The 21,461-nt window shown below is 72.4% G+C and carries 23 protein-coding genes; 7 read left to right on the top strand and 16 right to left on the bottom strand.

Annotated elements, in window-relative coordinates; genetic code table 11:
* The first annotated feature begins 16 nt into the window (after positions 1 to 16).
* Positions 17 to 676 (top strand): NAD(P)-dependent oxidoreductase, encoded by a 660-nt coding sequence (locus IEZ13_RS35480; protein ID WP_183219938.1) that lies wholly within the window; start codon positions 17 to 19, stop codon positions 674 to 676.
* 55 nt (positions 677 to 731) lie between these two features.
* On the opposite strand, the gene IEZ13_RS35475 is transcribed toward IEZ13_RS35480, so the two are convergent.
* The 3 genes from IEZ13_RS35475 to IEZ13_RS35465 form a co-directional block, all read right to left on the bottom strand.
* The gene (locus tag IEZ13_RS35475; RefSeq protein ID WP_183219936.1) at positions 732 to 2,060 is read right to left on the bottom strand and encodes a sensor histidine kinase; all 1,329 of its coding nucleotides are present in this window, start codon (positions 2,058 to 2,060) and stop codon (positions 732 to 734) included.
* Positions 2,061 to 2,166: 106 nt separating this feature from the next.
* On the bottom strand, positions 2,167 to 2,424 hold the full coding sequence (locus tag IEZ13_RS35470) for a DUF3040 domain-containing protein (protein WP_183219933.1): 258 nt from the start codon (positions 2,422 to 2,424) through the stop codon (positions 2,167 to 2,169).
* A 188-nt stretch (positions 2,425 to 2,612) separates the two neighbouring features.
* Positions 2,613 to 3,725, bottom strand: a complete 1,113-nt coding sequence (locus tag IEZ13_RS35465; RefSeq protein ID WP_183219931.1) for a M20/M25/M40 family metallo-hydrolase — start codon at positions 3,723 to 3,725, stop codon at positions 2,613 to 2,615.
* Between the two features lie 96 nt (positions 3,726 to 3,821).
* Here IEZ13_RS35465 and IEZ13_RS35460 point away from each other — a divergent pair, with 96 nt between their 5' ends.
* From IEZ13_RS35460 to menC, 3 genes are read left to right on the top strand one after another with little or no spacing between them, the layout of a single operon-like run.
* The gene (locus tag IEZ13_RS35460; protein WP_183219930.1) at positions 3,822 to 4,496 is read left to right on the top strand and encodes a GNAT family N-acetyltransferase; all 675 of its coding nucleotides are present in this window, start codon (positions 3,822 to 3,824) and stop codon (positions 4,494 to 4,496) included.
* The gene (locus tag IEZ13_RS35455; protein WP_183219928.1) at positions 4,493 to 5,128 is read left to right on the top strand and encodes a MurR/RpiR family transcriptional regulator; all 636 of its coding nucleotides are present in this window, start codon (positions 4,493 to 4,495) and stop codon (positions 5,126 to 5,128) included. The genes IEZ13_RS35460 and IEZ13_RS35455 overlap by 4 nt, the downstream gene beginning before the upstream one ends.
* Positions 5,125 to 6,237: an o-succinylbenzoate synthase gene (gene menC, locus IEZ13_RS35450; RefSeq protein ID WP_183219926.1), complete on the top strand. Its 1,113-nt coding sequence runs from the start codon at positions 5,125 to 5,127 to the stop codon at positions 6,235 to 6,237. Before IEZ13_RS35455 ends, menC begins: the two co-directional genes overlap by 4 nt.
* Here the strand turns inward: menC and IEZ13_RS35445 are convergent.
* The 9 genes from IEZ13_RS35445 to IEZ13_RS35405 form a co-directional block, all read right to left on the bottom strand.
* The gene (locus IEZ13_RS35445) at positions 6,227 to 6,880 is read right to left on the bottom strand and encodes a lysyl oxidase family protein (protein ID WP_229795443.1); all 654 of its coding nucleotides are present in this window, start codon (positions 6,878 to 6,880) and stop codon (positions 6,227 to 6,229) included. The genes menC and IEZ13_RS35445 overlap by 11 nt on opposite strands.
* Positions 6,829 to 7,107 carry a hypothetical protein gene (locus tag IEZ13_RS35440; RefSeq protein ID WP_183219924.1) on the bottom strand — a complete coding sequence of 93 codons (279 nt, stop codon included), beginning with the start codon at positions 7,105 to 7,107 and terminating at the stop codon, positions 6,829 to 6,831. The genes IEZ13_RS35445 and IEZ13_RS35440 overlap by 52 nt, the downstream gene beginning before the upstream one ends.
* Before the next feature lie 94 nt (positions 7,108 to 7,201).
* Complete coding sequence (locus IEZ13_RS35435; RefSeq protein WP_183219922.1) at positions 7,202 to 7,996, bottom strand: isocitrate lyase/PEP mutase family protein; 795 nt, start codon at positions 7,994 to 7,996, stop codon at positions 7,202 to 7,204.
* Positions 7,997 to 8,150: 154 nt separating this feature from the next.
* Positions 8,151 to 8,615, bottom strand: coding sequence for a DUF5666 domain-containing protein (locus tag IEZ13_RS35430; protein ID WP_183219920.1), 465 nt, complete (start codon positions 8,613 to 8,615; stop codon positions 8,151 to 8,153).
* An 8-nt stretch (positions 8,616 to 8,623) separates the two neighbouring features.
* On the bottom strand, positions 8,624 to 9,742 hold the full coding sequence (locus IEZ13_RS35425) for an ABC transporter permease (protein WP_183219917.1): 1,119 nt from the start codon (positions 9,740 to 9,742) through the stop codon (positions 8,624 to 8,626).
* 1 nt (position 9,743) lies between these two features.
* Positions 9,744 to 10,463, bottom strand: a complete 720-nt coding sequence (locus tag IEZ13_RS35420) for an ABC transporter ATP-binding protein (RefSeq protein ID WP_183219915.1) — start codon at positions 10,461 to 10,463, stop codon at positions 9,744 to 9,746.
* A complete protein-coding gene (locus IEZ13_RS35415) occupies positions 10,460 to 11,470 on the bottom strand; it encodes an efflux RND transporter periplasmic adaptor subunit (protein WP_229795441.1) in 1,011 nt (336 codons plus the stop codon). The genes IEZ13_RS35420 and IEZ13_RS35415 overlap by 4 nt, the downstream gene beginning before the upstream one ends.
* A 55-nt stretch (positions 11,471 to 11,525) precedes the next feature.
* On the bottom strand, positions 11,526 to 12,602 hold the full coding sequence (locus IEZ13_RS35410) for an efflux RND transporter periplasmic adaptor subunit (RefSeq protein ID WP_183219913.1): 1,077 nt from the start codon (positions 12,600 to 12,602) through the stop codon (positions 11,526 to 11,528).
* A 42-nt stretch (positions 12,603 to 12,644) separates the two neighbouring features.
* Positions 12,645 to 14,399: an Hpt domain-containing protein gene (locus IEZ13_RS35405; protein WP_229795439.1), complete on the bottom strand. Its 1,755-nt coding sequence runs from the start codon at positions 14,397 to 14,399 to the stop codon at positions 12,645 to 12,647.
* Between the two features lie 35 nt (positions 14,400 to 14,434).
* On the opposite strand from IEZ13_RS35405, the gene IEZ13_RS35400 reads away from it, so the two are divergent.
* Positions 14,435 to 14,812: a response regulator gene (locus IEZ13_RS35400; RefSeq protein ID WP_183219911.1), complete on the top strand. Its 378-nt coding sequence runs from the start codon at positions 14,435 to 14,437 to the stop codon at positions 14,810 to 14,812.
* Between the two features lie 247 nt (positions 14,813 to 15,059).
* On the top strand, positions 15,060 to 15,815 hold the full coding sequence (locus IEZ13_RS35395) for a DUF998 domain-containing protein (RefSeq protein WP_183219909.1): 756 nt from the start codon (positions 15,060 to 15,062) through the stop codon (positions 15,813 to 15,815).
* Positions 15,816 to 15,834: 19 nt separating this feature from the next.
* On the opposite strand, the gene IEZ13_RS35390 is transcribed toward IEZ13_RS35395, so the two are convergent.
* The 4 genes from IEZ13_RS35390 to IEZ13_RS35375 all read right to left on the bottom strand — a co-directional run bounded on the left by IEZ13_RS35390 (position 15,835) and on the right by IEZ13_RS35375 (position 20,118).
* Complete coding sequence (locus tag IEZ13_RS35390) at positions 15,835 to 16,440, bottom strand: LutC/YkgG family protein (protein WP_183219907.1); 606 nt, start codon at positions 16,438 to 16,440, stop codon at positions 15,835 to 15,837.
* A 136-nt stretch (positions 16,441 to 16,576) separates the two neighbouring features.
* Positions 16,577 to 18,004 (bottom strand): LutB/LldF family L-lactate oxidation iron-sulfur protein, encoded by a 1,428-nt coding sequence (locus IEZ13_RS35385; RefSeq protein WP_183219905.1) that lies wholly within the window; start codon positions 18,002 to 18,004, stop codon positions 16,577 to 16,579.
* On the bottom strand, positions 18,001 to 18,735 hold the full coding sequence (locus IEZ13_RS35380) for a (Fe-S)-binding protein (RefSeq protein ID WP_183219903.1): 735 nt from the start codon (positions 18,733 to 18,735) through the stop codon (positions 18,001 to 18,003). The genes IEZ13_RS35385 and IEZ13_RS35380 overlap by 4 nt, the downstream gene beginning before the upstream one ends.
* A gap of 3 nt (positions 18,736 to 18,738) precedes the next feature.
* Positions 18,739 to 20,118, bottom strand: a complete 1,380-nt coding sequence (locus tag IEZ13_RS35375) for a rhamnulokinase (RefSeq protein ID WP_183219901.1) — start codon at positions 20,116 to 20,118, stop codon at positions 18,739 to 18,741.
* Positions 20,119 to 20,357: 239 nt separating this feature from the next.
* Here IEZ13_RS35375 and IEZ13_RS35370 point away from each other — a divergent pair, with 239 nt between their 5' ends.
* Complete coding sequence (locus tag IEZ13_RS35370; protein ID WP_183219899.1) at positions 20,358 to 21,434, top strand: RNA-guided endonuclease InsQ/TnpB family protein; 1,077 nt, start codon at positions 20,358 to 20,360, stop codon at positions 21,432 to 21,434.
* Positions 21,435 to 21,461: the final 27 nt, after the last annotated feature.

Here is a 21,461-nt window from a genome sequence, read left to right as displayed (position 1 = left end):
GATTAGCGTCCGCGCCATGACCAGCATCGTCATCTTCGGAGCAGGTGGCCGGGCCGGCCGCGCCGTGACCGCCGAGGCGCACCGCCGCGGCCACCGGGTGACCGGGGTCGTCCGCGACCCGGCCCGCCATCCCTCGCTCAGCGCCGACCGTGTCGTCCAGGGCGACGTCCAGGACGCCGCCGCCATCGCCGACCTCGTCCGCGGCCACGACGCCGCGGTCAACGCGGTCTCCCCCGCCTCCGGCCCCGAGGAACTGGCGGCCCTCGGCCACCTGGACGAGAAGTGGTTCGTCACCGCCGACGACGCCCTGCTCACCGGCCTGGCCGCGGCGGGCGTGCCGCGTCTCGTCCTGATCGGCCTGTTCGCCAACCTGCGCGCCGCCGACGGCGGCCTGCTCCTCGCCGATCCGGCCGTCCTGCCCGCCGAGTTCCGCCCGTTCGCCCTCGCCCACACCGCCGGCCTGGAACACCTCCGCGCCGCCGACACTCCGGTCGACTGGCTTATGATCACCCCACCGGCGCAGTTGGACGCCGCGGCCCCGAGGACCGGCCGCTACCGCACCGGCGGCGAGACCGCGACCGGTTCGACCCTCTCCTACGCCGACCTGGCGGTGGCGGCACTCGACGAGATCGAGAACCCCCGCCACCACCGCACCCGGATCTCCATCTTCGACTGAGTCAGATGCTGTCCGGCTGATTCCGTGTGACACCGGGATGCGCGGCGGATGATAGTCAGAGGGGGAGTTCGAACCACACGGCGACACCGTCGCCGGTGTCGATGCCGGTGACGCCGCCGTGGAGACGCACCACCTCGGCCACGATCGCGAGACCCAGGCCGAAGCCACCCGCGTACGTCCGTGCCGCGTCCGCCCGCCAGAACCGCTCGAACGCCCGCTCCGCCGCCTCGGCCGTCATCCCGGGCCCCTGATCGGCGACCGTGACCCGGACCCGGTCGCCGTTCGCGCACACCGTGATCTGTGCCGGGGTGCCGGGCGGGGTGTGCGCGCGGACGTTGCCGAGCAGGTTGGCCAGAACCCGGCGCAGGGTGCCCTCGTCGCCGACGACAGTCACCGGGGCGGTGATCAGCACGGTCAGCGGACGGTCCGGTTCGACGGCGCGGGCGTGGGTGACCGCGTCGTGGACGAGCACGGCCAGGTCGACCGGTTCGCGCCGGGCCGGCGGCTCGGACTCCAGCCGGGCCAGGTAGAGCAGCCCGTCGACGAGCACGCCCATCCGGCCGGACGCCTCCTCGAGGCGGTGCAGCACGTCGGGCCGGGCGGCCAGGTCGACCGCACCGCCGCGGATCAGCTGGAGGTAGCCGCTGATCGAGGTGAGCGGGGTGCGCAGCTCGTGCGACGCGTCCGCCACGAAGGTGCGCATCACGGCCATGCTGGTCTGAATCCGGGTGAGCATGCCGTCGACCGCCACCGAGAGCCGGCCCACCTCGGTCCGGGCCTCGGGACTGCCCGGTTCCGGGGCACCGACCCGCCGGTCCAGGTCGCCGTCGGCGATCGCTCCGGCGGTGGCGGCGATCTCCTCGAGCGGGCGCAGCCGGCGGATCACCAGCCAGCGGGCCAGTACGGTGAGCAGCGTCAGCACCGTGACGGCGGTGAACGCGGCGGTCATGGCGAGCCGGGTGACGGCGTCCCGGACCGGGGCCAGCGGCAGGCCGATCAGCACCGTCCCGTTGACGCCCCGAACGACCCGGACCCGGTAGGCGCCGCGCACGGTCTGCGGGCCCGGCACGGCGGGATCGGCGCTGTCCAGCAGCGGTTCGGCCGGCAGCGGGGTGCCGCCGGCAAGCCGGACCGTGAGCCCGTCGGCGCTGCGGAACTCGATCAGGTAGTCGGTGACGGGCGGCGCCGAGCGCGGGCCCGGTTCGGGCAGCGGAACGGCCCCCTGCCGGACCAGGGCCGCCGCCCCGGCGAGCTGGTCGTCGATGCGCTCCAGCAGGTACGCGCGCAACGCCAGCGCCGCGGTCAGCCAGGTGATCGCCAGCGCCGCCGCGGTCAGCCCGGTCACTCCGGCGACCAGCGAGAGCCTGAGAGGCCGGGCGCTCATCGGCGCTCGGTGGGGATGGTGGGCCGGTCATCGACGACCAGGAGGTACGCGCTCATGGTGCGGTCATGAGAGCACGCCCGGTTGAGAAATCGTTGAGAGCCGGAGGTCAATGCTCCCGGCGCTGGCGCGCGATCAGGATGACGGCGATGACGGTGGCGAACACGTCCACCGTGATGATCAGACCCGGCCACCCGAACAGCATCATCACCGGGGGAACCAGTACGAACAGGGCGACGCAGAGGACGAAGACGATGGGGAACCGGACCTCGGACTCCGGCGCGGCCATCCGCGCGGCGAACTCGGGGTCGGCTTCGAGCTCGGTCTCCAGCTCGGCGAGGGTGCGCCGATCATCATCGCTCAGCATCGATTTCCCCTCCAGGCCCGCCTGATACCCCGGCCTGCGCGGGTCTAAACCGGCGGGAACAGGGAATTCGGCTGACATGAAAAATCAACGCGAACCGGAAGAGAAGAAACCCGAGGACATGCCCCGCCATCCGGCGGCACGTCCCCGGGCCGAGGCGGACCGTGAGCTGGTCCCGCCCGACGAGCCGCTCACCGGAGCCGCGGGATCAGACCCGAGGGGCCGAGGAGAGCGGTGAGCAGGGCGGTCCGTTCGGCCATGCCGCCGGCCGACACCCATTCGGTACGGGCGTGCGCACCGCCGCCGCGGGGCGCCAGCCCGTCCACGGTCGGCCGCCCGAGCGCGCCGGTGGTGTTGGTGTCGGCCGCGCCGTCGGCCGGCCGGCCGTCCAGGGTCTGCCCGAGACCGGCCGCGATGCCCCGGATCCGGTCCAGCAGCTCGGCCCCGGCGGGGTCGGGCCGCCAGGTGGGCCGGTGCGACAGCAGCCGCGCCGACACGGCCGCCCGCTCCCGGACCGGCCGCAGCGCCCGCAGCTCTCCGAGCAGCGCCTCCTCGTCGGCCGGATCGGAGAACCGCAGCCCCAGGTCGGCGTGCGCCCGCCCGGCCACCACGTTGGTCCGGCCGCCGCCGGCGATCGTCCCGGTGTTCAGCAGCACCGGCCGCCGCGCCGCCACCGCCCGGAAGTGGACGAGCTGGTCGACCAGCTCGTCGATGGCGTTGGCCCCGGAGTCCGGGTCCAGTGCGGCGTGCGCCTCCACCCCGGTCACCTCGATCCGGGCCCGGGTGCTGCCCCGGCGGCCCGTCTTCAGATCGCCGCCCGGGTGCGGCGGCTCCAGGCCGAGCACCACCGCGGCCCGCCCGGCCTCGGCGCGCACCAGGTCCCCGGCGCTCGGCGAGCCGATCTCCTCGTCGGCGACGACGATCACCCGTACCTCCGGATGATCTTGACCCTTGATCCGGGCCGCCGCCGCGAGAAGCGCGACGAGACCGGCCTTGGTGTCGTAGACGCCGGGGCCGCGCACCACGTCACCCTCCACCGACCAGGGCATGGCGGCGAGCGTGCCGACCGGCCACACGGTGTCGTAGTGGGACAGCAGCAGGATCGGCGGACCGGCGACGCCGCGGGCGGGCAGGCTCCAGAGCAGGTGGTCGCCGGTCGGGTGCGGCTCGCGGGCGGTCGTGAATCCGGCCCGCCCGGCGTCCGCCTCCAGCGTCTCGGCCAGGGCGGCCAGCGACCGGGCATCCCCGGTGGGTGACTCGAGGACCGTGTACCGGTGCAGCGCTTCGAACTCGGGTGACGGCATATGCGAACGCTAAGTTCCCGTCACAACGTTGTCAACGAGCGATGATGTTGCAAAGATGGCGTTCATACGTTCCCTATCTTTACCCGGAGGTGCGGCATGGAGCTGTCGGTGCGGGAGCTCGACGGGCTCGCCGAGTGGACTGCGGCGGCCCGCCTCTACCGGACGGTCTTCGGCTACGAGCAGCCGGAGTACGGGGTGAGCCCCCGCCTGCTGGCCGCCCTCCGGGAGAACTCCGGCTCGGTGATCGGGGCCCTCGACCCGTCCGGCGAGGTGGTCGGCTTCTGCTACGGCTTCTCCGCGGTCGACGGCGGCGAGCTCTACCACTACTCGCAGGCCGCCGTCGTCGCACCCGAGGCCCAGAGCCTCGGCGTCGGCCGCCTGCTCAAACAGGCGCAGGCCGAGGTGGCGCGCGGCACGGGGGCGCGCACCATGCGGTGGACCTTCGATCCGTACGCGCTGCGCAACGCCCACTTCAACCTGGCCGTGCTGGGCGCCACCGGGGTCCGGTTCATGCCCGGCTACTACGGCGGCGACACCGACCGGATCCTGGTCAGCTGGGACCTGTGGCACGCCCGCAAGTCCGGCGTCCCCGGCCCGCCCGTGCAGACCCCGGCCGACCCGCGGTTCGCCGCGCCGTCGCTGTCCGACCGGGCCCGGCTGCGCGCGAGCCTCCAGGAGCGGTTCGCGTCCGGCGGCCGTCTGGTCGACGTCGCCCGGGTGCCGGGGGCCGTGGACCGGGTCGTCTACACGTTCGAGAATGCTGAACTGTGACGACCCGGCGTTCCACCCCGTCCGAGCGGTTCGACCGCAACGTGCAGCGCCGCTCCGCCCAGGTGCTCAAGCAGCGTGTCCTGGAGCAGCAGCGCACCGAGTTCGAGAAGGCGCTGGCCTGGGCCGCCGAACAGGACGCCATCGAACGGGCCGCCGCCCTGATCGTGTCGGCCCGTCGGCGCTACCTGATCGGGCACGGCAAGTCGCTCAGCTACGCCTCGATGCTGGCGGTCGACCTGAGCGCCGGGCTGTCCGGCGTGCACCTGGTCGACGGCGCCTCGGCCCGGCCGCTCGACGTGCTCAGCGACATCCGGCAGGGCGACCTGCTGATCGCCGTGTCCATGTCCCGCTACCGCCGGGAGACCGTGGACGCGGCGTCGGCGTACGTGCGGCGCGGCGGCGACCTGGTGCTGATCACCGACGCCGACGACACCCCGCTGTCCGCCCATGCGACGGCCGGCATCGTGATCGGCGCGGAGAGCGCGTCGTACGCGAACTCGCCCACCTCGGTCGTGCTCGCCCTGCACCTGCTCGCCACCCTGACCATCGCCAGTTCCAAGGGTGCCGGCCGCCGCCTGCGCGACCGTGACGACCTCGCCACGGAGCTGGGCCTCTACACGGACGAGACATGATCCGGATCGAGAAGGTGGAGCTGCGCCGGGTCCGGCTGCCGCTCGTGCACCGATTTCAGACCAGCTCCCACGCCAAACGGGAGCTGGAGCACATCCTCGTCACGCTCACCGGCTCGGACGGGGCCGTCGGCTGGGGTGAGATCGCCTCGCCGAGCGGCCCGTTCTACTCCGCCGAGACGGTGGACAGCTGCTGGGCGGTGGCCCGCACGTTCCTGGCGCCGCTCGTGCTGGCCGCCCGGTGGGAGCATCCGTCCGAGCTGGCGGCCGCGATGGCGAAGGTGCGGGGGAACCATTTCGCGCGGGCCGGGTTCGACATGGCGGGCTGGGCACTGTGGTCGCGCGCGATGGGCGTACCCCTCTCCAAAGCTCTTGGGGGTGAGCGGGCGAAGGTCGAAGCCGGTGTGTCGCTCGGCATCGAGGCCACCATCGACGACCTGCTCGCCCAGGTCGAGGCCCGGGTGGCCGAGGGGTACCGGCGGGTGAAGCTGAAGATCGCGCCGGGCTGGGACGTCGAGCCGGTCCGCGCGGTCCGTGCCGCCTTCCCGTCCGTGCCGGTGCACGTGGACGCCAACGGCGCCTATGCGCTCGATGCTCGCGCGGTCTTCGAGGAGTTGGACGGTCTCGGCCTGCTGATGATCGAGCAGCCGTTCGCCCCGCGCGCTCTGACCGACCACGCCGCGCTGCAAGCCATCCTGACCACGCCGATCTGCCTGGACGAGTCGGTCGAGGAGGTGGACGACCTGGTCACCGCGCTGCGGCTGGGCGCCGGGCGGATCCTCAACATCAAGGTCTCCCGGATGGGCGGGCTCACCCCCGCGGTCCGCGCCCACGATCTGGCCGTCGCCCACGACGTGCCGGTGTGGTGTGGCGGCATGCACGAGTTCGGGATCGGCCGGGCCGCGAACGTGGCGCTCAGCTCGCTGCCCGGCTTCACCCTGCCGTCGGACGTCTCCGGCTCGGACAAGTACTACGCCCGGGACGTCACACGCGAGCCGGTCGTCTGCGACGGCGGGTTCGTCGAGGTGCCCTCCGCGCCCGGTCTGGGCTGGGAGGCCGACCTGGACTTCCTCGACTCGCGGACGACCGGCCGGGAGACGGTCAGCCCTTGATGCCGTGGACCGCCGGCACGGTGAGGGTGCGCTTCTTCGCCGTGCCACCCAGCACGATCTTGCGGAGCGCGGTGTTGTTGCCGGTGGTCAGCTCGCCCAGACGGTTGCTCGGGTTCGCCTTCACCTGGATGTAGTAGGTGCCGTTCGGCAGGTTCGTGATGTCGAACGACTGGCCGGGCCGGTCCTGGGTGTAGGTGTCGCCGTTGCCGATGTCCAGCACCTCACGCACCGCCACCACGGTGTTCGCCCCGCACGAGGTCTCCAGCGAGGTGTTCTCCGGCCGCCACTTCGCGCCCGCGATCGTGTAGTCGACCGCGTCCGTGTTGGCCAGGCAGAACGCCTCCTTGCCGCTGCGCACCGCCAGCTTCTTGTCGCTCTTCAGCAGCGTGTACTGCGCGAAGTCGGTGAAGTGCCAGTGCTTGTGGCCCTCCCGGTCGTCCCACTCCATGGTGCCGGCCGGCCGGGAGCCGACCTGCTTGCCGTGTGCGTCGAAGAAGTACTGGTAGGCGTCCATCAGATCCGTTCCGGTCCGCCGGAAGCCGTCCACCACCAGCGGGGACGTGCCGGCGTTCCAGACCGTGGCGCCGAAGTTCACGTACCACTTCCCGTCCTCCTGGGACAGGGCGATGCCCCAGGCCGGCAACGACCGGTCCTGGAGGCCCGGACCACCAGCGGGTCCTTCCCGGCGATCACGTGCAGGCCCAGGTTGAAGGACAGATAGACGTCGTCGCCGTCGACGTACCGTTCCGCCGTCACCGTCCTGCCCGCGGCCACCAGCGTCAACGGAGACGGAACCGCCGCCGCCGCCGCCACGCCGGCGCTCGCCAGCACCACGGCACAGGCCGCGATGATCGCGATCGTCCTCTTCATGTTTTTCCTCCCCCTTGGAACAGCTTTGTGGCTATCCCACCCGCATTGCTGTGAAGCGCCGGTGAAGTGGGGGAGGTTGGCGTGAACCAGGGACTCAGCCTCCGAAGGCGGCCTTGACCTCGGCCGGGGTGAGACCGTGAGCCCGGAACCCGGTGGTTCCCGTCTCCAGCAACTCCCTGGCCGCGTCCCGGACCGCCCCGTAGGCCGCCCAGGCCAGCGCCCCGCCCACCGAGACCCGCCGGACCCCGAGCTTCCCCAGGTCCGGCACGCTGGGCGTGCCCGGGAGGGCGAGCACGTTCACCGGCGCCCGGACGGCGGCGACCACCCGCTCGATGTCCCCGGCGGCCTTCACCCCGGGCGCGAACAGCACGTCGGCCCCCGCATCCCGGTAGGCCACCAGCCGTTCGATCGTGTCGTCGAGATCCCCGGCCCCGTAGAGATGGTTCTCGGCGCGGGCGGTCAGCACCAGCCCGTGCCGCCGGCCGGCCTCCGCCGCGGCCGCGACCCGCTCGACGCTGACCGCGAGCGGTTCCACCACCCGTGTCACCGGGTCGTAGTCCTCGATCGACACCCCGGAAGCCCCGGCCTCCGCCAGCAGATCCACGGTCTCCGCGATCTCCTCGGCGGTCTCCGCGAACAGCCGCTCCGAGTCCACACTCACCGGAACCCCGGCCCGCGCCGTCACCGCCGCGACATGGGCCACCAGCTCATCCCTGGTGACCTGCTGATCCAGCTTCCCCAGGGTGGCCGCCAGCCCCGACGACGTGGTGGCCAGGGCGGGGAACCCGGCCCCCTCCAGCACCCGGGCCGACCCCACGTCGAACGCGTTGGCGATCACGAAGGTGCCGGCCGTGTGCAGTTCCCGAAAAAGCTTCCGAAGCGCATCCATACCCATCACCCTGGCACACGGCGGGAACGGAGGGTGAGGGGCCGCCTCCGCCCGGCGGCGGCGTTGCGGCCGGGAGGCCGCAGCGAGGCCGTGCGGTAGGGCGGAACGGATCGGGGATGCGGTCGGGGACTGCGGACGGCGTACCGATGAAGGATCAACCGGCCGTGATCGACGTCGCCGTGATGACGCCCTCGGAGTCCGGGGCGCCCTCGACGGTGACCGGCAGTCCCGAGGTGAGGGTCTCCAGGCCGGCGGTCTGGCTGACCTTCACCGTGGTGGCGTCGCCGGTCCGGACGGTGACCGTCTCGCCGTTCGCGGTCGTGACGTAGAGAGTGTCGCCGTCGACGAGCTGAACGGTCCCGGTGGCGCCACCCGCGGCGGGCGACCCGGTCGGGTGGGCGCCCGGACCGCCGCTCGGCCCGCCCGCGTTCTGTGGGGAAGGCGCCGAAGTGCCCCAGCGTTCGTGGGCCTGGACTCCGGCCAGGAAGCCGCCGGCCAGCAGGACCACGCCGAGCAGGGCGATCGTGGTGCGGTTCCACCAACGGCGCGGGGCGGCGGCGGCGAGTTCCTCGCCGAGGTCGGGCGGTAGCGGCAGGGCCTCGGTGTCGTGGCTGGTCACGGATTTCCTCATGGGTAGCGAAGGGCGTCGATCGGGCGCAGGCCGGCGGCACGGACGGCGGGCAGGCCGCCGAAGAAGATCCCGATCAGTACGGAGACGCCCAGGACGAGCGCGACCGAACCGGGCACGATCACCGGCTGGACGCCGGCGATCGAGAAGTGGCTGCCGAGGTAGGCGACGGCCACGCCCAGACCTCCACCGATAACACTGAGCAGGGTGGCTTCGACGAGGAACTGGGCGAGGATCACCCGGCGGGGCGCGCCCAGGGCCTTGCGGATGCCGATCTCGCGGGTTCGCTCGGCGACCGTGACCAGCATGATGTTGGTGATGCCGAGGCCGCCGACGAGCAGGCTGACGGCGGCGACCGCGCCGAGCAGGGTGGTGAAGGCGCGGGCCGTCGCGGTCCGTGTCTCGAGCGGCTGGGAGGCGTTCACCACGCGGTAGGAGCCGGGTTCCAGTTTCGTGTCGAGGATCGCGCTGACCTGTCCCTCGACGGTGTCGGCCGGCGACGCGTCCCCGGCCTCGACGAGGATGGCGCTGAGCGGGCCGTACCCGGCGAGGACCTGCTGGACCGCGCTGATCGGGGCGACCGCCGTGTCGCCGGCGTCCCTCTTCTCCTTCAGCACGCCGATCACGCTGAACAGGGCCCCGCCGACGGTGACCCGCTGACCGACCGGGTCGGTGCCGGGGAACAGCTCCTCGGCCACGGTCCGTCCGATCACCACGACCCGGCGGGCCTGCGCCTCGTCGTCGGCCGTGAAGATCGCTCCGGTCTCGACCGGGGAGTCGGCGGCGGTGAACCAGCCGGGCACGGTGCCCATGAACGAGTCGCTCCGGTGCTCGGCGCCCTCCCAGGTGAGGATGGCGGAGGTGCCGGCCACCGGGGAGACCGACCGCACGCCGGGGGCGAGCACCGGGTCGTCGAGGGACTCGGCGATCTTCATGGTGAGACCGGTGCCCATGATCGTCAGCGTGTTGGAGCCACCCTGGGCGGAGCCGTTGCCGACGGCGACCAGCAGGATGACGGCGGCGACGCCGATCAGGATGCCGAGCACGGTGAGCAGGGACCGCGGTCCGTTGGCCCCGATGCCCCGGAACGCGGATCGGACGATCTCGGGGAGGCTCATCTCAGGCCGCCGCCGCGTGCCGTCCGGCCGGCTCCTGCCGGGAGTCCTCGACGATCCGCCCGTCGAACAGGGTGATCAGGCGGTCCGCGCGGGCGCCCACCCCGGGCTCATGCGTGATGATCACGATGGTCCGGCCGGCCGCGTTCAGCTCGTCGAACACGGACAGGAGCTCCTCGGTGGCGTGACTGTCCAGGTTGCCGGTGGGCTCGTCGGCCAGCAGCAGGGCCGACTCGGTGACCAGCGCCCGGGCCACCGCGACGCGCTGCTGCTGCCCGCCGGAGAGCTGGTGGGGCTCGTGGTCGGCCCGGTCGGCGAGGCCGATCAGGTCCAGGGCGGACATGGCACGGCGGCGCCGCTCGGCCGGCTTGATCCCGTGGTACGCCAGGGGCAGTTCGACGTTGGCCACCGCGCTGATCCGGGGGATCAGGCTGAACTCCTGGAAGACGAATCCGATCCGCCGGTTGCGCACCAGGGCGAGCTGCGCGTCGGTGAGCCGGCCGACGTCCACCCCGTCCAGCAGGCAGCCGCCGGTGGTGGGGGTGTCCAGGCAGCCCAGGATGTTCATGAGCGTCGACTTGCCGGAGCCGGACGAGCCCGTGACGGCCACGTACTCGCCCCGCTCCACCCGGAGGGTCACGCCGTCGAGGGCGCGCACCTCGGTGGCGCCGTCGCCGTAGACCCTGGTCAGGTTCCGCACGTCGAGAACGGGTGTCCCGGTCATCGCGGGCCCGGCAGCACGACCCGCTCGCCGGGGGTCAGGCCCGAGGTGATCTGGTAGACGTCGTCGCCCTCCAGGCCCACCTCCACCTGTCGGATCTCCTGCCTGCGGTCACCGCCCAGGACGGTCACGGTCTTCCGGTCGCCGGCGCTGGTGACGGCCACCGAGTCGACCATGACGGCGTTGTCCACGTTGCCGGTGACGACCGCGACCTTCACGGTCTGGCCGGGTTTGGCGCCCTCCGGCGGGTCCGGGAGGCTGATCGTCACGCCGTACGTCACCACGTCGTCCTCGCTGGTGGCGGTGGGGGCGACGGCGGTCACCGTGCCGGTGGTCCCGGCGCCCTGGAGCGCGTTCCAGGTGATGGTGGCGCTCTGGCCCTCCTGGAGCTCGGTGGCGTCGGCCTCCGGGAAGGCGGCGGTGATCTGGAGCTTGTTCAGGTCGGCCAGGTCGACGAACCCGCTCTTGTCCGTGGTGCTCGACCCGCCCAGCGACCCGTTGACAGCGATCACCGTCCCGCCCATCGGCGCGGTCAGCTTCGTCCCGGCGACCGCGGCCTCCGCCTCGTCGACGGTCAGTTCGGCCTCGGTGACGGCGTCGGCCGCGGGGCCGGTGTCGGTGCCGGCGTCCTCGGCACGGTCCACCGCGTCCTCGGCGGCCGCCAGGTCGGCCCGGGCCAGTTCCAGGTCGCGTTCGGCACCGGTGGGGTCGACCCGGGCCAGCAGGGCGCCCGCGCCGACCCGGTCGCCGACCTTCACCTTGATCGAGGCGACCGTTCCGGGCGTGGTGAAGGTGGCGGTGGCGGTGGCGGCGCCGGCCACGGTGCCGTCCGCGGACACGGTCCGGGTGACCGTGCCCTCGGTGACGGTCACCGTCCGCACGCCCGAGGCGCTCGCCCGGGCCGTCCCCGAGGCGTCCCGCAGCAGGGTCCAACTCCAGAGCCCGGCACCGACGATCAGCAGCACCAGCAGGGCGTTCACCAGCGTGGTGGGACGGCGCAGCGCGTTCACACCGTCATCATGCCTTCCGGGCGGTTCGTGATCCGGTGTTCCACGGATTCCGCGATCACCGGAAACGTACGACCTGGTCGCCCTCGGCGAGTCCGCCGGTTATCTCGGTGTACTCGTCGCCCTGCAACCCGAGCGTCACGGTGCGCGCGACCGACTGCCCGCCGCTGCGCACCAGCACCGTGCCGGAGTCGCCGGAGACGTCGTGGACCGCGGTCGACGGCACCCGCAGCGCGCTGTCCACCTGGCCGGTACGAACCTCGACCTGGGCGCTCTGCCCGACCAGCAGATCGCTCGGCGGGTGGGCGACGGACAGCAGCACGCCGTACCGGACCAGGGTGCCGTCCCGGGTGCCGACCGGGTCGACCTGCACCACCTCGCCGGCGTACGTGCCGTCCGACCCGGCCGGTGTGATGGTGGCGGACTGGCCGGTCTCGAGGGCGGTGGCGTCGGCCTCCGGGAACGCGGCGCGGACCCGCATGGCGTATGTGTCGGCCAGGCTCACGAAGGTGGACCCGCGCTGCGCGTGGTCGCCGACGCTGCCCTCGACGGCGAGCACGGTGCCCGCGATCGGCGCCTTGAGGGTCGTGCCCTTGAACGCCTCCTCGGCCTCCTCGACCCGGTGCGCGGCCTGGTAGACCTGCTGCTCGGCGGTGAGGACCGGATCGCCGCCGGTGTCCGGGTAGCCCCGGGTGGCGCACGGTCCGGCGGCCGCCGCTTTCGGCCGGGCGCAGGCGGTGGCGCTGGCCGTGGTGCTCACCGAGACGGTCCTCGCCTCGCTGAGCCGGCTCTGCGCCTCGGACAGGGCGGCCTCGGCGTCGGTCACGTCGTCGGCCGCGCCGGTGCCGTCGAGCGCGGCGAGGGCCTGCCCCTTGGTGACCCGGTTGCCGGGGCGTACCGACACCGACGCGACGGTGCCGTTCACTCCGAAGGCCAGGCCGAGGGTGGCGGCGGGTTCGACCGTGCCGGTGGTGGCCACGACCCGGGTGACCTCGCCGCGGTCGGCGACCACGGTGGGGGGCGGTGTGGCGGTCTCGTTCCGCTGCACGGCCAGGATGATCCCGGCGGCCACGGCGCCCGCCACCACGAGGAGGGCGCCGATCCGCCGACCGTTTCGCCCCGTTTTCCTGCTCACACCGGTTGATTGTGGCCGTTCGCACCGGGATCCGCCGGGCTTTTACGATCGCGGGGTGCCGGGCCGTTCATGACGTTCATCGCCGCTGCTCCTGCTGTTCACCGGCGCACGGTCGCGGGATCGGGTGAGCCGCCGGGACACCGACTCCATGCTGTCGCCCACCTCGCGCGCCCGCTCGTGCAGGTCCCGCAGCACCGGCGCCGGATCGCCGTGCGCGTGGTGGGCGCGATCCTCCAGGTCCGCGCAGAGCGCCGCGAACCGGTTCGCGCCCAGGGTGGCCGCCGACGCCTTGAGGCCGTGCGCCAGCCGGGCCAGGTTGCGGGTGTCGCCGTCGGCCACCGCCCGATCCATCCGGTCGAGCACACCGGGCAGGCGGTCGGCGAAACGGTGCAGGATCCCGGCGAGACGGCGGCGATCCGGCGCCCCGGCCTCCGGCCCGGCGATCACCTCGGCGCGGGCACGGATCATGTCCGGCTCGCTGTCGCGCGGTCCGGGTCCCACCTCGGCGTACGGCTCCCCGGACCGCTCCGGCTGCTCCACCTCGTCCAAGTGCACCGAGACGGTGACCGTGGCGCCCTCCCCCGGGCGGTACTCGGTGGTGATCCCGCCGCCCATCGCCTCGGCCAGCCGCCCCGCCAGCAGCACCCCGGCGTCGCTGTGCCGCTCGGCCGGCACGCCCAGTCCGGTGTCGGCCACCGCGAACCGGATGGCCCCCTCGGCCTCCGACACGGTGACCGTGACGGTGCCGTGCCCGGTCCCGGCGACGGCCGGACGCAGCAGCGCCGTCAGGATCCGGCGTACCCACCGCTCGTCACCGCCGGCCCACTCCGGGCAGCCCGGCGCGAGACGACCTTCCAGGCGCAGGCCCTTCGCCGAGGCCTCGCCGGCCACCGGTTCCAGCGCCCGCCGGACACAGCCGCGCAGCGCGAACGGCCGCCGCTCCAGAACCAGGTCACCGGCCTCGGCCGCGGCCAGGTCGAGCCGGTCGCCGACCACGGTGAGCAGCGCCGACCCGCTGGCGTGCACGGTCTCGGCCAGCGCCCGCTGCCGGGTGTCCAGGGGCGTCTCCAACAGCAGGCCGGTCATGCCGGTGAGGGCGGTCATCGGCGTACGGATCTCCTGCCGCATCGCGTCCACGAACGCCGAACCGGCCGCATGCGCCGCGGCCGCCTCCGTCCGGGTCGCCGCACGGGCCGCCGCGCCGGCGGCCAGCGACTCGTTCCAGGCGGTGGCCAGCTCGGCCAGCTCACGGGGACCGTCCACGGGCGCGGGCCGGGCACCGCGTGCGGCGGCGGCGATCTCCCCGGCGGTCCGGCCGCAGCGCCACACCAGCAGGCGACCGCCGATCAGGACCGCGAGCGCCGCCACCACCGACACCCAGACGATCAGCCACCGGTTGGTCCGCGAGACGGCGCCGAGTTCCCGCAGGCCGCGGTCGAGCCGCGTCTCCTCGTGCCGCCGCATCTCCTCGACGGCGGCCCGCATCCCCGCCACGTCCGGCGCCGGCGCACCCACCAGCGGCAACAACCGCTGGTACACCGGATCGGCGCCGGCCACCTCGCCCAGTTCCGCGACGCGCAGCCGTACCGCGTCCTGGGCGACCGGCTCCGCCTGAACGACCGCCCGCAGCTCCCCGATCTGGCCGAGCACCTGCTGGGAACGCAGGACCGCCGTCTGCGCCTGCAGGATCTCGTTGTTACGCAGAAACCCGGTGACCCCCACCAGCGCGACCGCCGCCAGCGCGACCGCGATCCCCAGCCGGAGCAGGCGGCCCATCGTCCAGCTGGACGCCGACACGGCATTTACTCTAGGTAGCGATCAAGGAGGTTGTGGTGACTTCCGTCCTCGTGGTCGACGACGATCCGACCCTGCTGCGCCTCATCGAGACGGTGCTCCACTCGGCGGGCCTGGAGGTGGCGTCCCGCGACACCGGCGAGGCCGCCCTGCGCGCGGCCCACGCCCACCTGCCCGACTGCGCCGTCCTCGGCACGAGCCTCGACCACACCGCCGGGGCGATGTCCGCCGGCCGGCTCTGCCGCGCCATCCGCGCCGACCGGTGCACCGCCGACATCCCCATCCTGCTGCTCACCGAACAGGGCCGCGGGCTGGATGCCGCGGCCGCCTTCGACGCGGGCGCCGACGACTGCCTGGCCAGGCCCTTCACCGCCCAGGACCTCCTGGCCCGCATCGAGACCCTCACCCTTCTCTGAATTCTCTTCCGGTACGGCCTACGCCGCCCCCGGGCACGACCACCGCACACGCAAACGCCGGTGTGGCGCTTCACCCCGCTCATGAGCCGGACGGCGCCACACGGACCGGCGTCCGTGCGCTTCCACCCGGCCTACTCACCGTCGATCAGGTACATCGATCGGAGTATCCGAGGGTGACGACCAACGGACGACGTGCCGGGCCTTTCCTGTTCCCTACCGTCGAGTCGACCCCGCACGAGGAGGCTCGATGAACACCACCCTGACCCGCCCCCGCACCATGCGTCGGCAGCGGCTCACCGTCTACGCCGGGCTGGCCGGCTACGTGACCGCCACCGGCGCCGCCGACCTGATCAATCCGGACTGGAGCCCGATCGAGGCGATGGTGAGCCACTACGCGCACGCCGACGCGGGCTGGCTGATCCCGCTGGCGCTGCTGAGCCTGGCCACCGCCTCCACCGCCCTGCTGCACCGGATCATCTCCGGCAACGAACCACGACCCACGCCCCAGCCGGCGGAGACCGCCCTCCTCCGAACAGCAGACGGCCCTCGATGGACAGCGGGCGGGCCGCGATGGACAGCGGGCGGGAAAGCGGCAACGACCCTGCTCGTGGTGTGGATCGCTGCCCTCATCCTGGGTGCTCTGTTCCCCACCGATCCCTACGGTCAGTGGGACCGCCCGCCGAGCACGTCCGGCATGGTCCACGGCTTGGCCGCCCTGCTCGCCTTCACCAGCCTCCCGGCCGCCGCGGTCCTGTTCACCCGGGTCTGGCGCCGTGACCCACGTCGGCGGCCCGCCGCCCGGCGGCTCACGGTCACCGCCGTCCTCACCGTGATCGCCTACCTGGTCCTGGTCCTCACGTTCATGGACGTCCAGGGCAGCCGGGCGCTGACCTTCGGCCCGTGGGAGAGCCTCGTCGGCCTGACCGAACGCCTGACCCTGTGGAGCTATGTGGCATGGCTGGCCGTCGCGGCTCACGCCACGTCCCACGATCCGCGCCGCTGACCCACCGGCCGGCGGGATTTCAGGAGTCGAGGATGAGGACGTGCAGGTGGCGGGGGCCGTGGACGCCCTCGACCCGGTTCAGTTCGATGTCGCTGGTCGCCGAGGGCCCGCTGATCCAGGTCAGGGGGCGGCGCGGGTCGAGGCGGGCGATCGCGTCCGGCACCGAGGCGACCACCTGATCCGGGCGGAGCACGCAGACGTGCACGTCCGGCAGCAGGGTGATGATGCGCCGCCCCTGGTCGGGTGAGGCGTCCAGGACGATGGTCCCGGTCTCGGCGACGGCGACGGCCGCCGCGGTGAGCACGGCGCCGGCCGAGGCGATGCGGTCCGGCGCAAGGCCGTCGTCGGTGAGGGCACCCTCCGGGCGCCATTCCATAGGCAGACCAGGGGGTACGAGCACCGCGCCCCCTTCCCCGGCGAGGCGCGCGGCGGTGGCCGCCACCTCGCCGGCGCTGACCCGGTAGACCTCGGCCTTGTAGTCGACCAGCCGGTCGATCAGCACGTCGAGGTCCGCGCTGTCGGTCCCGGCCGGCCGGTACTCCCGCGGCACCTCACCGACGATGGGCGCATCCCGCAGGGCGGCCCGAATCCGGTCCAGAATCAACTCCCGAGAGGAACTCGTCACCGGGCCCGCCCATCATCGAAGGCCCGAGAACCGGCACTCACCGTGGAGGCCCACCCATCGCGGAAGGAACGAGAACCGGCACTCATCGTTGCGGCCCACCCGTCGCGGAAAGCCCGCACGAGGCGGAAACCGATGCTCATCGCTGGGCCCACCAATCGCGGAAGGTCTGTTTCGGGAATTCGGGCAGGTCGCGCCCGGCCGTCCAGCCGGACAGCGGCGGCGGCAGACCACGCCCGCGCCGCCCCGCGATCCGGGCCATCTTGACCGCCCGCTGGGCCGACGCGTAGAGGCGCGGCCGGCTCATGGTGTAGGCGGCGGCCGCCATGGCCGCTCTCTCGGCCGGCGAGTGGGGCGCCTTGTTGCGCAGGTGCACCAGCATCGACGGAATATCGATCTTGACCGGGCAGGCGTCGAAGCAGGCCCCGCAGAGCGACGACGCGTACGGCAGGGATGCGTTGTCCTCGATGCCGGTGAGCTGCGGCGACAGCACCGCCCCGATCGGCCCCGGGTAGACCGACCCGTACGCGTGCCCGCCGGTCCGTTCATAGACCGGGCACACGTTGAGGCAGGCCGAGCAGCGGATGCAGTGCAGCGCCTGCCGTCCCACGGTGTCGGCGAGGACCGCGCTGCGCCCGTTGTCGAGCAGCACCAGGTGGAAGTTCTGCGGCCCGTCGCCGGGGGTGACGCCGGTCCACATGGTGGTGTACGGGTTCATCCGCTCCCCGGTCGACGCCCGCGGCAGCAGTTGCAGGAAGACTTCCAGGTCACGCCAGGTGGGCAGCACCTTCTCGATGCCCATCACGGTGATCAGGGTGTCCGGCAGGGTGAGGCACATCCGCCCGTTGCCCTCGGATTCGACCACGCCGAGGGTGCCGGTCTCGGCGATGGCGAAGTTGGCCCCGCTGACCGCCACGGAGGTGGAGAGGAACGTCTCCCGTAGATAGCGCCGGGCAGCCGCGGCCAGGGCCGGTGGGTCGTCCGACAGAAAAGGGTCGACCCCGGGCATGGCCCGCAGGAAGATCTCCCGGATCTCGGACCGGTTCCGGTGGATGGCCGGAACGAGGATGTGGCTGGGCTTGTCGTCGCCGAGTTGCACGATGAGTTCGGCGAGGTCGGTCTCGACCGGCGTGATTCCGCCGTCCTCCAGGGCCTCGTTGAGCCCGATCTCCTGGGTGGCCATCGACTTGACCTTGATGACCCGCTCGGAGCCGGTCTGCCGGACCAGGTCGGTGACGATCCGGTTGGCCTCGTTGGCGTCGGCGGCCCAGTGCACCACGCCACCGGCCTCGGTCACCCGCGACTCCAACTGAACAAGCAGGTCGGGGAGCCGGGACATCACGTCGGCCTTGATCGCCGATCCGGCGTCGCGCAGCCGCTGCCAGTCCGGCAGTTCGGCGATCACCCGGCCGGACTTGCCGCGGATCGTGGTGGTGGCGTGCCGCAGGTTGCGCCGCAGCTGCGAGTTGCCGAGGGCGTCGTGTGCGGCGCGCGGGAACGGCTGGTCACCGCGGAGGTGCCCGACGCCGCGCGGCGCGGTGGCCGGCATCCCGAGAAAGGTGGTCATGAGGACTCCGTCGAGGCCAGGATCTCGGCGAGGTGGACGGTCCGCACCCCGGTACGCAGACGGGACAGCCCGCCGCCGATGTGCATGAGGCAGGACGTGTCGCCGGCCGTGCACACGTCCGCCCCGGTGGACACGATGTTGGTCATCTTGTCGGCCAGCATGGCGGTGGACGTCTCCGCGTTCTTGAGCGCGAACGTTCCGCCGAACCCGCAGCACTGCTCCGCCGCGGGCAGCTCCACCAGGTCGAGTCCGCGGACCTGCCGCAGCAGCCGCAGCGGCTTGTCACCGACCCGGATCATCCGCAGCGAGTGGCAGGTGGGGTGGTAGGTGACCCGGTGCGGGTAGTAGGCCCCCACGTCCTCGACCTTCAGCACGTCGATGAGCAGCTCGGACAGCTCGTAGGTGCGGGCCGCCACGGACTCGCTGCGGGCGGCGAGCCCGGCGTCGCCGTAGGACGACGCGACCATGGTGTGCTGGTGACGGATCGACCCGGCGCAGGATCCCGACGGCACGACGATCACCTCGTACCGATCGAAGGTTTGCGCGTATCGCTTGACCAGCGGCAGCGCTTCCCTCTGATAGCCCGTGTTGATGTGCATCTGCCCGCAGCAGGTCTGTTCGAACGGGAACACCACCTCGTGCCCGAGCCGTTCGAGCAGCCGCACCGTGGCCTTGGCCGCCTCCGGGAAGAGGGTGTCGGCCAGGCAGGTGGCGAAGAACGCGATCCGCACTTCTCACCTCCCCACTCGTACGGCCGCGGCGTCCCAGTCCTTCTCGGAGCCGCCCGGCGAGTAGCGCACGATGCGTTGAGTCTCGCGCACCAGGGCCCGCATCGCATCCGGTCCGCCCTGGACCACACCCGCGGCGCGGGCCTGCACCAGCAGGTTGCCGATGGCGGTGGCCTCGACCGGCCCGGCCAGCACCGGCAGCCCGCAGGCGTCCGCGGTGAGCTGGCAGAGCAGTTCGTTGAGCGCGCCGCCGCCGACCAGGTGCACCACCGAGACGGACCGTCCGGCCAGTTCCTGGGCCTGGCGCAGCGCGCGCCGTTGCGCGAGCGCCAGGCTGTCCAGGATGCAGCGCACGATCGTCGCCCGGCTCGCGTCGGCCGGGAGCCCGGCCGCCTTGCGCAGCCGGCCCGCCATGTCGCCGGGTGGCAGGAACAGCGGGTCGTCGAGGTCGACCACGTGGGCGAGACCCGGCTCGGCCGCCGCCGCTCGCAGCAGTTCGGGCAGGCCGGGCGAGTCCCACTCGCGCAGACACTCCTGGAGGGGCCACAACCCCATCACGTTGCGGAGGTAGCGGATCGTCCCGTCGACGCCGCCCTCGTTGGTGAAGTTCGCCTGCCGCGACTCCGGGCTCAGCACCGGCCGGTCCAGCTCCAGGCCGACCAGCGACCAGGTGCCACAGGAGATGTACGCGAAATCGGTCCCCGAGGCGGGCACGGCCACCACCGCGCTGGCCGTGTCGTGCGATCCGACCGCCACCACGGGCGTGCCCTCGTAGTACCCGATGGTCGACCCGGGATGCCGCACCGGCGGCAACAGCTCGGCGCGCAACCCCAGCTCACCGATCAGATCAAGAGCCCAGTCCCGGGTACGCACATCGAGCAGCCCGGTCGTGGAGGCGTTGGTGTACTCCGCGCCGATCTCCCCGGTCAGCCAGTAGGCCAGCAGGTCGGGGATCAGCAGGAACCGGCGGGCCATCCCGTACTGCACGGTCGGTTCCGCGGCGAGCAGCTGGTAGACCGTGTTGAACGGCAGTCGTTGCAGCCCGCAGACGTCGTACAGCTCCCGGACCCGGTCGGCGACGCCGTCGGTGCGGCCGTCCCGGTAGTGGACCGGGTTGCCGAGCAGCGCCCCGTCGGCGTCGAGCAGCCCGTAGTCGACGGCCCACGAGTCGATGCCGATGCTGCCCACCGGCCCGGCGGCGCGCAGGCCGTCGAGCACCCCGCGGTACAGCGACAGGATGTCCCAGTGCAGCGTGCCGCCGACGCGCACCGGCTCGTTCGGGAACCGGTGCACCACGTCGAGGCCGAAGCCGCCGTTCCCGAAGCGGCCGACCACGACGCGCCCGGAGGACGCGCCGAGATCGACAGCGGCGAAGGAGGAGCTCATCGAAAACCTTCCGTGGAAACCCCCGGCTTCGGCCGTGAGGAGGAATCGGATTCCCTGCGGAGCAGGTCAGGGATAGCCCGTCCGCCGCCAGGGCGGATGGGCGTCTGGTCAGACGTTGCGCTGGTCCTCGACATACCTCTTCACGATTCTTTAGGTCTGTGCCGCCGACGCGGCGTCGCCGTCAGATCGGATCTCGCGGGGCCGTCGTGGAGCAAGATGTCGCCTGTACAGTGGCTGGCGTGGTGGAGACGGTGCGTTACACCTACCGCCTGCGGCCCGGCCGTCAGGCGCAGGCCGCACTGCTCGCCGAGTGGTCCCGCTGCCGCTGGCTGTGGAACGAGGCCGTCCACCAGCGGAAATCGGGCCGTGAGCCGAAGCAGACGCTGCGCACCTACATGACGTCCCCGGATGCCTCGTTCACCGTGAAGGGCCGGGGACGACCGAAGGTCAAGCTCAAGAAGAACAGCCTGCCGTCGCTGGAGTACACCCGCAACGGTTTCACGATCAAGGATGGCCGGCTGCGCCTTGCCAAGGGCGTGACTCTCCCGGTCGTCTGGTCCCGTGAGCTGCCCTCGGATCCCACTTCCGTGCGGGTCTACCAGGACAGCCTCGGGCACTGGTATGCGTCTTTCGTCGTCCAGCGTGACCCGGCCGCTGTCGCGGACCCGGACCTGCCGGGCATCGGCGTGGACTGGGGCGTGACGACCACCGCCACCACCACGGACCCGGCGTTCGACCTGCCGCACCTCGGACACCGTAAGAGGTGTGCCGCCGCGTTGGCCAAGGCTCAGCGGACGATGGCCCGCCGCCGCCGACCGAAAGGCCGACCGGCGTCGAAGGGCTACCAGACGGCGAAACGGCAGGCCGCCCGGATCGCAAAGAAAGCCGCCCGGCAGAACACCCACGACGCCCGGGTCTGGGCCAAGACCGTCGTCGACCACCATCACCTGATCGCCGTCGAGGACTTCAAACCGACATTTCTCGCCCGCTCGACGATGGCCCGTAAGGCCGCCGACGCCGCGATCGGCGCCTGCAAACGAGAACTGATCGACCGCAGCGAGCGGGCGGGCCGGAAGGTGGTGCTGGTGCCGCCCGCCTACACCACGATGACCTGTTCCGGGTGCGGCGAGAGAGCCAATCTCCGCCTCGGACTCGGTGTCCGCGTCTTCGAGTGCACGGCCTGCGGATACACCGCGGACCGCGACCTCAACGCCGCGAGGACGATCCTCGCCACGGCCGAACGCGACCGTGCCGGTGCCGACGACGTCAGACATCGGATCGCCTCCTTCCGGGACGGTGGATCAGATGCGGTCTGAGCTGGGAAATCCCCCGGATCCATCCGT

This window comes from Actinoplanes campanulatus, assembly GCF_014647795.1.
GTDB classification, from domain to species: Bacteria; Actinomycetota; Actinomycetes; order Mycobacteriales; family Micromonosporaceae; genus Actinoplanes; species Actinoplanes campanulatus.
This window is presented reverse-complemented; position numbering and strand designations above follow the sequence as displayed.

Coding starts and splice junctions, on each gene's coding strand:
- IEZ13_RS35440 (WP_183219924.1), bottom strand. CDS start 7,107: ATGAAGAGGACGATCGCGATCATCGCGGCCTGTGCCGTGGTGCTGGCG.
- IEZ13_RS35395 (WP_183219909.1), top strand. CDS start 15,060: ATGAACACCACCCTGACCCGCCCCCGCACCATGCGTCGGCAGCGGCTC.
- IEZ13_RS35425 (WP_183219917.1), bottom strand. CDS start 9,742: ATGAGCCTCCCCGAGATCGTCCGATCCGCGTTCCGGGGCATCGGGGCC.
- IEZ13_RS35435 (WP_183219922.1), bottom strand. CDS start 7,996: ATGGATGCGCTTCGGAAGCTTTTTCGGGAACTGCACACGGCCGGCACC.
- IEZ13_RS35385 (WP_183219905.1), bottom strand. CDS start 18,004: ATGACCACCTTTCTCGGGATGCCGGCCACCGCGCCGCGCGGCGTCGGG.
- IEZ13_RS35470 (WP_183219933.1), bottom strand. CDS start 2,424: ATGCTGAGCGATGATGATCGGCGCACCCTCGCCGAGCTGGAGACCGAG.
- IEZ13_RS35420 (WP_183219915.1), bottom strand. CDS start 10,463: ATGACCGGGACACCCGTTCTCGACGTGCGGAACCTGACCAGGGTCTAC.
- IEZ13_RS35480 (WP_183219938.1), top strand. CDS start 17: ATGACCAGCATCGTCATCTTCGGAGCAGGTGGCCGGGCCGGCCGCGCC.
- IEZ13_RS35460 (WP_183219930.1), top strand. CDS start 3,822: ATGGAGCTGTCGGTGCGGGAGCTCGACGGGCTCGCCGAGTGGACTGCG.
- IEZ13_RS35375 (WP_183219901.1), bottom strand. CDS start 20,118: ATGAGCTCCTCCTTCGCCGCTGTCGATCTCGGCGCGTCCTCCGGGCGC.
- menC (WP_183219926.1), top strand. CDS start 5,125: ATGATCCGGATCGAGAAGGTGGAGCTGCGCCGGGTCCGGCTGCCGCTC.
- IEZ13_RS35475 (WP_183219936.1), bottom strand. CDS start 2,060: ATGAGCGCCCGGCCTCTCAGGCTCTCGCTGGTCGCCGGAGTGACCGGG.
- IEZ13_RS35465 (WP_183219931.1), bottom strand. CDS start 3,725: ATGCCGTCACCCGAGTTCGAAGCGCTGCACCGGTACACGGTCCTCGAG.